The 15,382-nt window shown below is 35.7% G+C and carries 13 protein-coding genes and 1 other RNA gene; 13 read left to right on the forward strand and 1 reads right to left on the reverse strand.

Annotated features, from left to right (window positions below; genetic code table 11):
* The first annotated feature begins 280 nt into the window (after positions 1-280).
* The 6 genes from xth (at position 281) to NQ558_RS05400 (ending at position 8,336) form a co-directional block, all read left to right on the forward strand.
* The gene (xth, locus tag NQ558_RS05375) at positions 281-1,036 is read left to right on the forward strand and encodes an exodeoxyribonuclease III (RefSeq protein ID WP_005358904.1); all 756 of its coding nucleotides are present in this window, start codon (positions 281-283) and stop codon (positions 1,034-1,036) included.
* Between the two features lie 32 nt (positions 1,037-1,068).
* On the forward strand, positions 1,069-4,554 hold the full coding sequence (locus tag NQ558_RS05380) for a DNA polymerase III subunit alpha (protein WP_259907644.1): 3,486 nt from the start codon (positions 1,069-1,071) through the stop codon (positions 4,552-4,554).
* An 18-nt stretch (positions 4,555-4,572) separates the two neighbouring features.
* Positions 4,573-5,973 (forward strand): TrkH family potassium uptake protein, encoded by a 1,401-nt coding sequence (locus NQ558_RS05385; protein ID WP_005358902.1) that lies wholly within the window; start codon positions 4,573-4,575, stop codon positions 5,971-5,973.
* 21 nt (positions 5,974-5,994) lie between these two features.
* Positions 5,995-6,642 carry a potassium channel family protein gene (locus tag NQ558_RS05390; protein ID WP_005358901.1) on the forward strand — a complete coding sequence of 216 codons (648 nt, stop codon included), beginning with the start codon at positions 5,995-5,997 and terminating at the stop codon, positions 6,640-6,642.
* 1 nt (position 6,643) lies between these two features.
* Complete coding sequence (rlmB, locus tag NQ558_RS05395; protein ID WP_005358900.1) at positions 6,644-7,411, forward strand: 23S rRNA (guanosine(2251)-2'-O)-methyltransferase RlmB; 768 nt, start codon at positions 6,644-6,646, stop codon at positions 7,409-7,411.
* A 238-nt stretch (positions 7,412-7,649) separates the two neighbouring features.
* The gene (locus NQ558_RS05400) at positions 7,650-8,336 is read left to right on the forward strand and encodes a hypothetical protein (RefSeq protein ID WP_005358899.1); all 687 of its coding nucleotides are present in this window, start codon (positions 7,650-7,652) and stop codon (positions 8,334-8,336) included.
* A 67-nt stretch (positions 8,337-8,403) separates the two neighbouring features.
* On the opposite strand, the gene NQ558_RS05405 is transcribed toward NQ558_RS05400, so the two are convergent.
* Entirely contained in the window at positions 8,404-9,117 is a 714-nt protein-coding gene (locus tag NQ558_RS05405) for an adaptor protein MecA (RefSeq protein ID WP_005358898.1), read from the reverse strand.
* Between the two features lie 663 nt (positions 9,118-9,780).
* Here NQ558_RS05405 and NQ558_RS05410 point away from each other — a divergent pair.
* The 7 genes from NQ558_RS05410 to recR all read left to right on the forward strand — a co-directional run bounded on the left by NQ558_RS05410 (position 9,781) and on the right by recR (position 15,363).
* Positions 9,781-11,577 (forward strand): glycosyl hydrolase family 18 protein, encoded by a 1,797-nt coding sequence (locus tag NQ558_RS05410; protein WP_050750928.1) that lies wholly within the window; start codon positions 9,781-9,783, stop codon positions 11,575-11,577.
* A gap of 85 nt (positions 11,578-11,662) precedes the next feature.
* On the forward strand, positions 11,663-12,199 hold the full coding sequence (gene tadA / locus NQ558_RS05415; protein ID WP_005358896.1) for a tRNA adenosine(34) deaminase TadA: 537 nt from the start codon (positions 11,663-11,665) through the stop codon (positions 12,197-12,199).
* A 5-nt stretch (positions 12,200-12,204) separates the two neighbouring features.
* Entirely contained in the window at positions 12,205-12,327 is a 123-nt protein-coding gene (locus NQ558_RS05420) for a hypothetical protein (protein ID WP_005358895.1), read from the forward strand.
* Positions 12,328-12,386: 59 nt separating this feature from the next.
* Positions 12,387-12,647: signal recognition particle sRNA large type (gene ffs, locus NQ558_RS05425), an RNA gene on the forward strand.
* A 183-nt stretch (positions 12,648-12,830) separates the two neighbouring features.
* Positions 12,831-14,411, forward strand: coding sequence for a DNA polymerase III subunit gamma/tau (dnaX, locus tag NQ558_RS05430; protein WP_040445844.1), 1,581 nt, complete (start codon positions 12,831-12,833; stop codon positions 14,409-14,411).
* Between the two features lies 1 nt (position 14,412).
* A complete protein-coding gene (locus NQ558_RS05435) occupies positions 14,413-14,751 on the forward strand; it encodes a YbaB/EbfC family nucleoid-associated protein (RefSeq protein WP_005358891.1) in 339 nt (112 codons plus the stop codon).
* A 15-nt stretch (positions 14,752-14,766) separates the two neighbouring features.
* The gene (recR, locus tag NQ558_RS05440; RefSeq protein WP_040445842.1) at positions 14,767-15,363 is read left to right on the forward strand and encodes a recombination mediator RecR; all 597 of its coding nucleotides are present in this window, start codon (positions 14,767-14,769) and stop codon (positions 15,361-15,363) included.
* Positions 15,364-15,382 lie beyond the last annotated feature (19 nt).

Here is a 15,382-nt window from a genome sequence, read left to right on the forward strand (position 1 = left end):
GTGGTGATTACGTGTCGTAGATATAAAGCTTGTCCACATTCACACTTATACATATCTGCCCATGGAAACATATTTCAAGCTTTATAGTATAAATTCAAAGGCGATTAAACCTGGTAATTCCCCATAAGTCTTTGCTCTTAATTCTAAAATATAGTATAATTATTTAGTTAGCAGTAAGGTTAATGAGAAGAATATAAAAGAATTAAAGAGTAACATAAAAGTAGACTATAAAAAGAAGAATAACAGTGAACATATATTACCAAAAAGAAAGGAAAAGCTTATGAAACTCATATCATGGAATGTTAATGGAATCCGTGCCTGTGTTACAAAGGGCTTTATGGATTTCTTTAATGAAATAGACGCGGATATTTTTTGTATACAGGAATCAAAGATGCAGGAAGGACAGCTTGAACTAGAAATGCCGGGATATTATCAGTATTGGAATTATGCTGAAAAGAAGGGATATTCAGGAACAGCGATTTTTACAAAGAAAGAGCCAATGGATGTGAAGTATGGTATTGGCATAGAGGAACACGACCACGAGGGAAGAGTTATAACGTTGGAGTTTGAAGATTTCTATATGGTTACATGCTATACGCCAAATTCACAGAACGAACTTAAAAGACTGGATTACAGAATGCAGTGGGAAGATGATTTTAAGGCATATCTTAAGAAGCTTGAAGAATCTAAACCGGTAGTTTTATGTGGTGATTTGAATGTGGCACATAAGGAAATAGATTTGAAAAATCCTAAGACTAACAGAAAGAATGCAGGCTTTACAGATGAAGAACGTGAAAAGATGACTAAGCTTTTAGATGATGGATTCATAGATACATTTAGATATTTCTATCCTGATTTGGAAGGAAAATATAGTTGGTGGTCATATAGATTTAAAGCCAGAGAGAAGAACGCAGGTTGGCGTATTGACTATTTTATTGTATCGGAAGCATTAAAGGACAAGCTTGAAGGTGCTGACATTCACACAGAAATACTCGGCTCAGACCACTGCCCAATTGAACTTGACTTGAATATATAAAGACAAAATAACAATTAAACAGGTGATTATATATGAATTTTGCACATTTACATGTCCATACAGAATACAGTCTGTTGGATGGATCAAGTAAAATTAAAGAAATTACAAAAAGAGCCAAAGAGCTTGGAATGAACAGCCTTGCCATAACAGATCACGGTGTTATGTATGGATGCATAGATTTTTACAGGGCAGCACTTGAAAATGGAATAAAGCCTATTATCGGATGTGAAGTGTATGTGGCACCAGGTTCACGTTTCGAAAAAGAAGCAGGGGACAACGAAGACAGATATTATCATTTGATTTTGTTGGCAGAAAATAATGAAGGATATGCAAACCTTTGCAAAATAGTTTCAAAAGGATTTGTGGAAGGATTCTATTACAAACCACGAGTTGACTATGAAGTATTGGAAAAATACCACGAAGGAATTATTTGCCTAAGCGCCTGTCTTGCAGGAGAAGTACAGAAGTATCTGGCAAGAGGGGAATACGAAAAGGGAAAAGAAGCTGCCTTAAAATATGAGAAAATATTTGGAAAGGGTAATTATTTCCTTGAAATGCAGGACCACGGTATTCCGGAACAGGCAACAGTTAACCAGCAGTTAATGAGAATGAGCGAAGAGTTGGAAATTGACCTTGTTTGTACTAATGACGTAAATTACACTTTTGCAGATGATGTGGAGGCACACGATATACTTCTTTGTATTCAGACCGGAAAGAAGAAAGCTGATGAGGACAGAATGCGTTATGAGGGGGGACAGTTCTACCTGAAATCACCGGAAGAAATGTACCAGCTTTTCAAATACGCACCTCAGGCAATGGAGAATACACAGAAAATCGCCGACAGATGTAATGTTACATTTGAGTTTGGAGTAACAAAGATTCCAAATTTCCCTGTGCCGGAAGGCTACACATCATGGACTTACCTAAAAGAACTGTGCGAAACAGGACTTCACAACCGCTATCCTGTTTTTAAGGGAGAAGTTGACCAGAACTGTCATTTGACAAAAGAAGAACTGGAAGAAAGATTAAATTACGAATTAAATACAATAAAGAACATGGGATATATTGAATATTTTCTGATTGTTTGGGATTTTATTCATTATGCCAAGTCTAACGGAATTGCAGTTGGACCGGGAAGAGGTTCAGCGGCAGGAAGTATAGTTTCTTATTGTTTGGAAATAACAGATATAGAACCTATGAGATATAATTTGCTCTTTGAAAGATTCCTTAATCCTGAGCGTGTATCCATGCCCGATATTGACGTAGACTTTTGTATTGAAAGACGACAGGAAGTTATTGACTACGTAGGTAGAAAATACGGAAAAGACCATGTGGCGCAGATTGTGACTTTTGGAACATTAAAGGCAAGAGGTGTAATAAGAGATGTTGGACGAGTTCTTGATATGCCATATGCTCAGGTAGATAATATAGCAAAAATGATTCCACAGGAGCTTAACATTACTCTTGATGGAGCTTTAAAACAAAATAGAGAATTAAAAACATTATACGATTCAGATCCAGAGGTAAAATACCTTATTGATATGTCAAGAAGGCTTGAAGGACTTCCACGACACGCATCAATGCATGCGGCAGGTGTAGTTATTTGTGGAAAACCGGTAGACGAATACGTGCCATTGTCAAGAGCGGCAGACGGTTCAATTACAACACAGTATATAATGACTACTTTGGAAGAACTTGGACTTTTAAAAATGGACTTTTTGGGGCTTAGAAACTTAACTGTAATACAGAATGCCCAAAGATTCATAAAGAAGAACAGAGGCATAGAACTTGACCTGATGAAAATAGACTACAATGACAAAAAAGTTTTGGATTATATTGGAACAGGAAATACAGAGGGAATATTCCAGCTTGAAAGTGCCGGAATGAAAAACTTCATGAAGGAACTTAAGCCTCAAAGCCTTGAAGATATTATCGCCGGAATAGCTTTGTACCGTCCGGGGCCAATGGATTTTATTCCTAAATATCTTGAAGGAAAAAATAATCGTGATAGCGTTACTTATGACTGCCCACAGTTAATTCCAATACTTGAGCCAACCTATGGATGTATTGTTTATCAGGAACAGGTAATGCAGATAGTTAGGGATTTGGCAGGATATTCACTTGGCCGAAGCGACCTTCTCCGTAGAGCAATGTCAAAAAAGAAACAGGCAGTAATGGAAAAGGAACGCCAAAGCTTCGTGTATGGAAACCGGGAAGAGGGCGTAAAAGGTTGTATCAAAAACGGCATAAGTGAAGAGATTGCAAACAAAATCTACGATGAAATGATAGACTTTGCAAAGTATGCATTTAATAAGTCCCATGCGGCAGCTTATGGCGTGGTGGCTTACCAGACAGCATACCTTAAATATTACTATGCAGCAGAATTTATGGCAGCAATGCTTACTTCTGTAATGGATATTTCAACTAAGGTAGCAGAATATGTTTACTCATGCCGTTCAATGGGAATAGAAATTCTTCCACCGGATATTAACGAAGGTGAAAGTGGATTTTCGGCTAAGGGCAACAGCATACGATATGGACTTACAGCCATAAAGAATGTTGGTAAAAACATTATTGACGGCATAGTTGAGGAAAGAGAAAAACACGGCAAGTACACTGATTTGGAAGACTTTATTACAAGAACAGCCAATCTTGGTGTAAACAAAAGAGCAATAGAAAACTTTATCAAAGCCGGTGCCTTTGATTCACTTAATGCCACAAGAAAACAGATGATGATGGTTTACATTCAGATTCTTGACGGGGTAAACAAGGAAAACAAAGACGCATGGGAAGGCCAGATGTCTATTTTTGATATGGCAGATGACAGTACCAAAGAAAAGTATAAAGTAAAAATGCCTGATGTAGGAGAGTACACCGTTGACCAGAAATTAGCTTTTGAAAAAGAAGTTATTGGAATATATGCCAGCGGTCATCCACTTCAGGCACAGGAACAGAAATGGCGTAAACACATAACAAATATGTCAATTGATTTCACCGAACCTGAAGAAGGGGAAGAGTCAAAAGTTCCTGACAAGAGCAAAGTTGCCGTAGGCGGAATCATTAGTGCCATAACAAAGAAGTTTACAAAAACAGGACAGCAGATGGCTTTCATAACATTGGAAGACTTAGTTGGAACAGTTGAAGTTGTAGTATTTCCAAGACAGTTTGAGAGAAGTCGAATGTTAATGGAAGAAGGTCAGAAGATTTTTGTAAAAGGCGAGGCAAACATAGAAGAAAATTCTGCAGGAAAAGTTTTGGCTAACTCAATTGTATCTTTCGACCAGGTTCCGTCAGAACTTTGGATAGCCTTTAAAGACAAGGAAGAGTACATGGCAAAGGAGAAAGAACTACTTGAAACATTACTTCTTCACAAAGGTGGCGACAAGGTAATGATAGCTTTGGCAAAAGAGCGTCAGCAGAAAGCATTGCCAATAGAATACAGAGTTGATGCCAATAATCAGTTTGTTGAAGAACTAAAGAAAACTTACGGACAGGATTTTGTAAAATTAAGAGTTTAATATTCAAAAGGAATTATAATGACTAATTTAAATATAAATTTTAAGAAAATGCTTAAAGAAACAAAATTCAACGCTGCCAGAATAATAATAGTTGGATTTCTTTGGGTGATAATAGTTGGAACATTAATGCTAATGTTGCCGGTAAGTTCAGCTAAAGGGCAGTGGACGGATTTTGTGACAGCATTATTTACAGCTACCACATCAACCTGCGTAACAGGATTGGTTGTGGTGCCAACTTATGCCTACTGGAGTCTTTTTGGAAAAGTAGTCATATTAATACTTATACAGCTTGGCGGGCTTGGAATTATCAGCATAGCCACAGGCGTATTAATTATAATAGGCAAAAAAATAAACTTAAAAGAAAGACGATTAATTCAGGAGTCATACAATCTTGACACAAGTCAGGGCGTTGTTTTGCACATAATAAGAATATTTTCGGGAACCTTTGCAGTGGAAGGCATTGGAGCAATACTTTACAGTTTTAGATTTATTCCAAAATACGGAGTGGCTAAAGGCGTGTGGTATTCTGTGTTTCATGCAATTTCAGCTTTTTGCAATGCAGGAATCGACCTTCTTGGAGACAACAGCTTTATGGCGTACAAGGGAGATGTGCTGATTAATATAACGACAATGTTCCTTATTGTGGTAGGTGGAATGGGCTTTATAGTATGGTGGGATATTTTGAAAAACATAAATAATATTAGAAATAAAAAGTACCCACTTCGAAAATTCTCTGAAAGGTTGTCACTTCACTCCAAAATAGTTCTTACAGTAACGGCAATTGCAATATTTGGAGGAGCAATCTTAACATTTGCTTTTGAATACAACAATCCTGAAACATTGGGAACTTTAAAGACAGGTGAAAAAATTCTGGCATCATTCTTTCAGTCAGTAACTCTTAGAACAGCAGGTTTTTGCACAATAAATCAGGCGGGGCTTAGAAATGCCTCAGTGCTTCTTGCTTTTCTCTTAATGCTAATGGGTGGCTCACCAATGGGAACTGCAGGAGGAATAAAAACAACAACAGTAGCTTTGTTATTCCTTGATGTAAAATCAGTTGTTACGGGAAAAAACGCAACAGAGGCATTTAAGAGAAGAATAAACAGAGACAACATTAAGAACGCATTGGCAGTGATGACAATGGCCATTAGCATATTAATGATTGCAGTTATAGCACTTACATTTACGGAAACAGGTTCTCTTACCAAGATATGCTATGAAGCATTTTCGGCAATAGGAACGGTAGGTTTAAGCATGAACTTTACGGCAAGTCTTTCTCTTGCAGGCAAGCTAATAATTATCGTTTTAATGTTTTTTGGAAGAGTAGGACCTATAACAATAGTAATAGCATTGGCGAGAAAACGAAGAATAGACCAGCACATAAAGGACTTACCTGAGAAAAAAGTGCTTATAGGATAGATTAAAGAAAGGACAGCATTAATGAAAGAAATCGCAGTATTCGGACTTGGAACTTTAGGAAAAAGCCTTGCCATATCATATTCAAATATGGGTGGAAAAGTTATAGCCATAGACAAGTCACAGGAAAAAGTAGATGAAATATCAGATTATGTTACTTTTGCCATTCGTGCAGACCTGACTGAAGAAAACGTAATTAAAGGTCTTGGAGTGTCAAATGTGGACGTGGCAATAGTTACAATAGGTGAAAACTTTGAGGCAAGCATAATCGTAACTGCCGTATGTAAGGAAATAGGAATCCATTATATAATAGCCAAGGCAAGTGACAAATTACAGGGCAATATTTTAACTAAAGTTGGGGCAGATGAAATAGTTTATCCTGAAAGTGAAACAGGAATCAGAATGGCAAAGAACCTTGCTCACGGCGAAAAGTTTATGGATATTGCAGAAATATCTGACACATTTAGCATAATAGAAGCAAAAGTTCCTGAAAGTTGGGTTGGAAAGAACCTAATGGAATTAAGCCTTAGAAAAAAATATAAATTTAACATTATAGCAATAAAAGAAGAAGGAAAATACAAAATTAATCCTGACGTTAACATTCCTTTTAACCATGGAATGCATTTGGTAGTTTTAGGCGAAACAGAAAAAATGGCAAAGGTATTTAAGTAAAATGGTAATAACATCAACATCAAATGAACAAATAAAAAAATTAATACAGTTAAAAGAAAAATCAAAAGTACGAAAAACAACAGGAACATTTACAGTGGAAGGCAAGAAAATGTTTGTTGAAATACCGGCAGAGGACCTTGTAAGTGTATATGTTTCAGAAACTTTTTTGAAAGAAAACGGTGAACTGGTAAAAGAAAAAAAATATCAGATAGTAAGCGACCAGGTATTTAAGAAAATATCAGACACAGTTACACCACAGGGAATAGTTGCCGTTGTAAAGCAGAAATCATATAGCATAGACTATATTATAGAAAAAAGAAACAAAGAAAAAAGTTGCATAGTAGTGCTTGACAGACTTCAGGATCCGGGAAATATGGGAACAATTGTAAGAACCGGGGAAGCAGCAGGTATATCAGGCATAATAATGAGCAAAGACAGTGCAGACATATACAATCCTAAAGTTATACGCTCAACAATGGGCTCAATATTCAGAGTTCCTTTTGCAATAGTGGATGACTTGGCAGCAGCAGTTGACACATTAAAGGACAACGGCATTACAACATATGCTGCCCACTTAAAGGGAGAGCTTTACAATTCAGGAAGCCTTACAAAGGACTGCGCACTTTTAATCGGCAATGAGGCAAGGGGCTTAAGCGAGGAAATATCCGCAAAGGCAGACAAGCTAATAAAAATTCCAATGCACGGAAAAGTTGAATCCTTAAATGCGGCAATTGCCACGGCAATATTAATGTACGAAGCGGCAAGATAAAATAAGCTGATGAAAGGTAGTAGAAATTAAAGTGAATTGGTTATGACAGAATTTAATGGATTTAACTGATTTCGTGAGTTAATATTATGGTAGTGTATGATGATAAAATTTTAGAGGAGTTAATTGTAGAAAAAAGAAATATAAAAGAACTTTAAATCAACAAGATGATAAAGGTGTTTGGAAAAAAATAGGAAGTTCAAAGCGATTTTCGATTATTTTCAAAAGAAAAAATATAAAAATGGTTGAAAAAATATTCAAAAATAAAAAGAGGAACGTTATGAATGTTATATTGAAGGGAAACGGTGAAAAAATTATTTGTATACAACAAAAAGAACAAAAAGTAATATATAACGGAGAAAATACTCTAATAGATAACAGAATGCCGATTTCTCTTTCGTCTGTCAATACGAAAACAATAGAATTATTTTATTGTATATGTAAATTTCCGCTACGATTAATAGTAGCAATATTTGATATAATATTTATGAATTATGAATGGGATTGGATAGATAACTTTGAACCATGTATATTCCAGGTTGACAATTATATATGTGAAGCCTGTAAAACATTGGAAATAGAATATAATAAGTCAAAGTATGATAAAGAAAACAGAAAAATTGTTTTACCTCAGATTATTATTAATGGAAAAGAAATAAAAATAGAAAGTTTTTTATACCTGGAAAACTTGAAATTGTGTTTTTTAAAGTGTTGTTTGAAAATGGTGGGAATGCTAATTTGGTGCTTAATACCTTTGATTATTATTACAATAAATGCCGGTAAATATAGTATTTATATATGGATTATAGATTGTTGCATAATTTTTGCTTTAATAGTGAAAATATCATTAGAGTATCATAAATTTTGCAATATCAAAAGACAACTCAATCTACAAAAAAAGAATAAGAATGGGTTTGTAAATTATTAAATTAGAATAAAAAGAATAAAGAACCCTGTGTTGTACCGATTCGATGTACAACACAGGGTTTTGTTTATTATAAAGCACCAAGTGTTTCAATTGCTTTGTTTGCAAGTATTTCGTCAAAGTGTTCCATATAGAAAAGTTCTTTGGCATATGTTGGATTCTCACGAACTCCGTGCTCAGTAAGAATACTGTATATACGGTTAAGTTTCTTACCCTGTGAAGCTTCAACACATAGAGATAAGTAATACTTGTCATTGAATGGTGACTTGTATACTGAGCTGTCACCTTTAAATGTTGGAGCAATCAATCTTGAAACATCAATTACCTGGCTTAAACTGTCGAATATATAAATGCTATACAACAATGAATCATCGTTGTCATCTTTCTTGTCATTAGCGGAAGCGTCAATATCTTCCATGTCATCATCAAATTCTTCGAAATCTGTAAGGTCCATATCGGAATCTTCTAAGCGTGAAAGAATACCGTCTTTCATCTCCTTAGAAAAGAATTTTGAGAGATGTTCTTCGGTTTCGGAAGGATTCTCAACCTTGGTTATAACAAGGACGATGGTTTCAGGAGAAACAGGTATTGCTTCTACCATTAGTGGGATGTCATTGACCTCAAAACCGAAATCATCATTAGCCTGCTGCATCATATCCTGAAAAAGTTCACGGGTTTTGCCTGTTCCGTAAGCCAATTCGCTAAGTTTAATGTTGCGGTCAGCTAAGTCTTCCTTACTCAGAGTGCAACGAATCTGATTATCATTGATTTTTTCAATTTTCATAAAAATCACCTCTCTATCATTAGATTCGTGTAAATTCAAAATAATTAAAACAACTATTTCTTGCTATTAGTATATCCAATATCTTAAATAGTGTAAAGTTATTAAGGTAGTAAAATCTTACAAATTGTAGTAAATAAAGCTTTTATGTAAAAAAATATATAAAAAACAAGTATTTGCAAAATAAAAAATTGCTGTAAAACAAAAATCCAAAATGACATTATCCCAATTGCATAAGCAAATATGAAATAAGACCTTTTAATACTGTAATATAATATATATACGAAAAAAATGTACGAAATATTACAATTTTTTGAAAAATAATAAATTAAGACAAAAAACTATTTGAAAAATGATTGAAAAGTACATTCAATATGTGTATAATAAAAACACGGATAATACGAATACGGAAATGTACACATAATAACAACTGTTTAACTTAATATATATCACAAGGCATTGACCGCCTATTTAGTTAATATAGTTAGATTTATTATGGAGTTTCCCTAAGAACGAGAAAGAGTCATATTTTGTGGCTCTTTTTTCATTAATAAAAATTACGAAAAAATTTATATTAATGAAAAAACCTACCGTGGATATTTATTCTTTTTTTATGTTGAATGTGGTATCATAGTAGATAGACATTAGCTTAAGGAGGATTTTGATTTGAGAAAAACTATAAATAAACTATTTTTGATTATAACCGTAATATCAGCACTTCTGCTAACTACAGGATGTGACTTGTTTATAAAGACTAACAAGGGGCAGGTTGACCAGAAATGGTACATGGGACTTACCTACGAGGATGACAATGGCAACGACACGGATTACACAATAGGGACAGATGGAACTATTGCAGCAGTGGCTTTGGAAGATGGATATGGTGATGAGTTCGGGATTATAAAGGGCGAGGAAGCTTACCTTAATATCAACACCATTATAAAAAATATTGACAAAAGATTTTATGTGGATGCAACCAACAACCTTGTAATGTTTACTGACGCCACAAAAACTTACAAAACTAAAATAGGTGGTAAGACAATAAATGAAACTGAAAATACAGACTATGTTATTTCTTTTATGGACGGAAAAAATTGCTATGTTAATGTAAAGTTTGTTAAGAAATACGTGGATTTTGATTATAAAGTTGTGAAGGCGGAGGGAAAATCTCCTGCAAGAATTGTTCTTAAATACACATCAGGCGAGAAAAATCAGATGACTGTTAAGAGCAACATTGAAATGCGTACAAAGGCAGATTACCAGAACCTTATTGTAACTACTTTGAAGAAAAATACCAAGGTTACAGTATTGGAAGAAAGCGGCGACTGGACAAAGGTTGGAACTGACGACGGTTTCATGGGTTATGTGCCTGCAAAGAAATTAAAAGATAAAGAAACAAAGAAGACTGAGTTTAAATCTGACGCAGATACATATACACATGTTTTGATGAATAAAAAGATTAGTTTAGGTTGGAATGCAATAACGAATCTGACTGCTAATGGCAATTTGGAAACAATAATTGAACATACAAAAGGTTTAAATGTTATTTCTCCAACATGGTATTCTTTGTCTGACAATAAAGGCAACTTAAGATCATATGCTTCAGCAACTTATGTTGAAAAGGCTCACAGCAAAGGGCTTAAAGTATGGGCGTTGGTTAATGATTTTGGAACTCAGGACAAGGCAAGCAAGGAATACACGAAGAAAGTGTTAACAGATACTACTAAGAGAGAAAATCTTGTTGATAACATTATGACAAACATAAAAGATTATAATCTTGATGGCATTAACATTGATTTTGAGTTTATTAATAAGGATATTATTAACAGTTATTTGCAGTTTTTGAGAGAACTTTCAATTGAATGCAGAAAAGCAGGAAAGGTTCTTTCAATAGATAATTATGTGCCATCATCAGGCTCAGAATATTATGACATTGCACATCAGTCTTTGGTTGCAGATTACATTATTATAATGAGTTACGATGAGCATTACGCAGGAAGTAAGGAAGCAGGTTCTGTTTCATCAATGACTTTCACGGAAAAAGCCGTAAACGATGCCATTGCTTTAACAGGTGATGCGTCAAGAGTAATTAACGGTATGCCTTTCTACACAAGAGCTTGGATTACAACTCCTGCAACTGATGGCAAAAAGGGCGAAGGCGTTTATGTGGAAGATGCAACTAATGGCAATTACTACCTTTCAAGTCAGGCAATTACAATGGATAAAGCCAAAGAACTTTACACTAATGCAAAAGTAAAGGCGACATTCGATGAAACAACAGGTCAGAATTTTGTTTCATATGAAAAGGGAGACAGCACAGTGAGCATTTGGCTTGAAGATGCTACATCTGTAAAATCAAGACTTGATATTATGGAAAAATACAAGCTTGCAGGTGCAGCTTATTGGAGATTAGGTCAGGAAACAGACAGCATATGGGATACAATTTATCCGTATTTCAAATAGGATGTTTTCACAAACTAATCTAAATAAGGATGAAAAGGATAATCGGAAATCGTTTATTAAAAAGTGGTTTTCGCAATGACTATTTATGAGTGGTAAGGTTAATGATTTAAATAAAGATATTAGTAACAATGTTGATTTAGAAGAAAGTTATGATTCTAAGAAAGCTAATAAGTACATGAAAGAAGCAATTAAGCAGGCTAAGAAAGCCGCTTCAATAGGTGAAGTGCCAATTGGCTGTGTAATTGTTTATCAGGACAAGATAATAGGTCGTGGTTACAATCGAAGAATGGTTGACAAGAACACGTTATCTCATGCAGAGCTTAACGCAATAAAGAAAGCCAGCAAGAAACTTGATGACTGGCGCCTTGATGATTGCGAATTGTATGTAACTACTGAGCCTTGCCAAATGTGTGCAGGTGCCATAGTTCAGGCAAGAATTAAAAAAGTCTACATAGGTTGTATGAATCCAAAGGCAGGTTGTGCCGGTTCTATTATGAATCTTCTTCAGGTTGATAAATTTAACCATCAGGTCGAAATGGAAAAAGGCATACTTGAAGAAGAGTGCAGTAATCTGCTTAAAGATTTTTTTAGAAATTTGAGAAAAAAGCAGAAGGATGAATAACCAATATGCATAGTAAACATATTGGTTATTTGCAGAAAGATGCAAAAGAGATTGAACAGAAAGAACAGAGAACGTTGTCTGAAAAGTTAGGCAAAAAATTCAAAATCTTTATTGACAAAGAAAATTAGTATAAGGTATACTATATTTCTGACCGACAGTTGTCGGTACTAAATTTGATATAACATTTCCGCGCAGCCGGGAAGATAGCGGCGTCCTGTACCTGCAATCCGCTACAGCAGGGGTGATGGTCGGCCTCGGGTTTATTTTGTAGGGCTGCCCTTTATAAGTGATGTTGACGTTTGGGTCTTATGCAATGGAATCCTGCGAACCGTGTCAGGTCAGGAATGAAGCAGCACTAAGCAGATCATTTCATGTGACATGAGGAAGCCTAGACCGAGTTAACTGTAAAGGTAACGCTTATGGAATACTCACAAAGCAGATCGCGCGGATTTAATAATTAATAAAAAGGTGAAACACAGAAAGAATTGTGTTTCACCTTTTTAAATGCCAAATTACCAAAATATATTGCTTGTAACCATTTCCAGTTTATTATATAATAAACTCCAAAGGTGTAAAAGGGCTTACAATGCCCTTGGAATCCATAGCAGTTACTTTTAGGAAAGGAGATATTATGTCTTATACAGCATTATATAGAAAGTTTCGACCTTCAACATTTGATCAGGTTAAGGGACAGGACCACATAGTTCAGACATTAAAGAATCAGATTAATGCCAACCGTATCGGACATGCCTATCTTTTTTGTGGAACAAGAGGAACTGGTAAAACAAGTGTGGCAAAGATTTTTGCCAAGGCTGTCAACTGTGAGCATCCCGTTGATGGAAGTCCCTGTAATGAATGTGAAACATGTCGTGGAATAACCAATGGAAGTGCCATGAATGTTATTGAAATCGATGCAGCATCCAATAACGGTGTGGATAACATTAGACAGATTCGAGATGAAATACAATATTCGCCTTCAAGTGGTAAGTACACAGTGTATATCATCGACGAGGTACATATGCTTTCCATAGGTGCTTTTAATGCATTATTAAAGACACTTGAAGAACCGCCGGCATATGTTATTTTTATTTTGGCTACAACAGAGCCACATAAAATACCCATAACAATATTGTCACGTTGTCAGAGATATGATTTTAAGAGAATATCAATAGACACAATTGCGGCAAGATTGTCCGAATTAATGGAAAAAGAATCAATTGAGGTTGAGGACAAGGCCATAAGATACGTTGCGAAAGCAGCAGACGGTTCAATGCGTGATGCCTTAAGTCTTTTAGATCAATGCATTGCTTTTTATTTGGGACAGAAGTTAACATATGACAATGTGCTTGACGTTCTTGGCGCTGTAGACAATGAAATATTCAGCAGACTTACAAGAAGAGTAATAGATTCAGATGTAACAACAAGCCTTAATATTTTGGATGAAATAATTATGCAGGGCAGAGAGCCGGGACAGTTTGTTAATGATTTTATATGGTATTTGAGAAATCTTATGTTAATTAAGACATCAGATGATGACGAAATAATGGAAGTAATTGATGCGTCAGCAGAAAGAATAGAAGCTTTGAAAGAAGAAGCACAGATGGTTAATGTAGATGTTATTATGCGATACATTAGAATTCTTTCAGAATTATCAGGACAAATCAAATATTCGTCACAAAAACGTGTTTTAATAGAGATTGCATTAATAAAGCTTGCAAAACCGGCAATGGAAAGAGACGTAAGCTCACTTAATAACAGAATCACTATTTTGGAAAAGAAAATAGAAGAAGGAAACTTTACGGTTAATGTTGGGGCAGCTCCACAGGCGGCAGGCAGTTCAGGTGCAAATCCGGAACCAAAGCCTAAAAAGGTATTTGAAAAGGCTATACCGGAAGATGTGCAGTATGTTGTGGATAACTGGGGTTCAGTTAGAAGACACATATCCAATCCGTACAAGACTTTCCTGCAGGATGCAAGATTTAGCGTAAAAGGGGAAAACACACTTTTAATAGTTTTTAATCCGGGAGCAATAGGCTACGAAGGCTGCTCGAAACCGGAAGTAATTGAGATGCTTAACACTTTGATAAGTGAAGAAATAAAGAAGCAGGTTAAAGTTGAAGTAACTATGCTTGAAAATAATCAGACTTTCAGCGATTACTATCAGGAAGTCGTAAGCAAAATAAACATGGACATTGAAGAGGAGGATTTTTAAAATGGCAAAGCGAGGAGGATTTCCGGGAGGAATGCCTGGAAATATGAATAATATAATGAAACAGGCTCAGAAGATGCAGAAGCAGATGGAGCAGGCACAGGCAGAATTAGAAAGTTCAGAATATACAGCAACATCAGGTGGTGGAGCTGTTGAAGTGACTATTTCAGGCACAAAAGAAATAACAAAGATTAAATTAGATCCTGAAGTAGTAGATCCTGATGATATAGAAATGTTAGAAGATCTTGTTATGGCGGCAGTTAACGAAGCTATCCGTAAGATGGATGAAATGTCAACACAGAAGATGTCGAAGATAACAGGCGGGTTAGGTGGACTTTTCTAGAAAGAGGTAAGCACAGTGGATTACTACAGTGGTTATATAACAAAACTAATCGAAGAATTATCAGGGTTGCCGGGAATAGGACCTAAAACAGCAGGGAGACTTGCTTTTCATATTTTGGATATGCCCAAAGAACAGGTTGAAAGTCTGGCAAATTCTATGATAGACGCAAAGAAGAATGTAAGATATTGTAAGTGTTGTTACACACTTACAGACCAGGATATTTGCCCAATATGTAGTAGTAAGGAAAGGGACCACAAGACCATTATGGTAGTGGAAACAACAAAGGATATGGCTGCATATGAGAAAATAGGTGAATACAAGGGCGTTTATCACATTCTTCACGGAGCAATTAATCCCATGGCGGGTATTGGCCAGAATGACATTAAACTTAAGGAATTGTTTGAGCGTTTGAAGGACGATGTTAATGAAGTAATTATTGCAACTAATTCAAGCGTGGAGGGCGAGGCTACAGCTATGTACATTACAAAGGTCATAAAGCCACTCGGAATAAAAGTTACAAGAATAGCAAGTGGTGTTCCCGTAGGTGGGGACTTAGAATATGTGGACAACGTTACTTTGCTTAGGGCTCTTCAGGGAAGAGTTACAGTTTAGAATTGACAAAGGAATGAGG

This window comes from Eubacterium ventriosum, from assembly GCF_025150745.1.
Classification (GTDB): Bacteria; Bacillota; Clostridia; order Lachnospirales; family Lachnospiraceae; genus Eubacterium_G; species Eubacterium_G ventriosum.

What these genes read in the sequence shown, in the direction of transcription:
- NQ558_RS05380 (WP_259907644.1), top strand. Translation starts at nt 1,069, where the DNA reads ATGAATTTTGCACATTTACATGTCCATACAGAATACAGTCTGTTGGAT.
- NQ558_RS05400 (WP_005358899.1), top strand. Translation starts at nt 7,650, where the DNA reads ATGGTTGAAAAAATATTCAAAAATAAAAAGAGGAACGTTATGAATGTT.
- NQ558_RS05420 (WP_005358895.1), top strand. Translation starts at nt 12,205, where the DNA reads ATGCATAGTAAACATATTGGTTATTTGCAGAAAGATGCAAAAGAGATT.
- xth (WP_005358904.1), top strand. Translation starts at nt 281, where the DNA reads ATGAAACTCATATCATGGAATGTTAATGGAATCCGTGCCTGTGTTACA.
- NQ558_RS05385 (WP_005358902.1), top strand. Translation starts at nt 4,573, where the DNA reads ATGACTAATTTAAATATAAATTTTAAGAAAATGCTTAAAGAAACAAAA.
- NQ558_RS05405 (WP_005358898.1), bottom strand. Translation starts at nt 9,117, where the DNA reads ATGAAAATTGAAAAAATCAATGATAATCAGATTCGTTGCACTCTGAGT.
- rlmB (WP_005358900.1), top strand. Translation starts at nt 6,644, where the DNA reads ATGGTAATAACATCAACATCAAATGAACAAATAAAAAAATTAATACAG.
- NQ558_RS05390 (WP_005358901.1), top strand. Translation starts at nt 5,995, where the DNA reads ATGAAAGAAATCGCAGTATTCGGACTTGGAACTTTAGGAAAAAGCCTT.
- NQ558_RS05435 (WP_005358891.1), top strand. Translation starts at nt 14,413, where the DNA reads ATGGCAAAGCGAGGAGGATTTCCGGGAGGAATGCCTGGAAATATGAAT.
- dnaX (WP_040445844.1), top strand. Translation starts at nt 12,831, where the DNA reads ATGTCTTATACAGCATTATATAGAAAGTTTCGACCTTCAACATTTGAT.
- tadA (WP_005358896.1), top strand. Translation starts at nt 11,663, where the DNA reads ATGAGTGGTAAGGTTAATGATTTAAATAAAGATATTAGTAACAATGTT.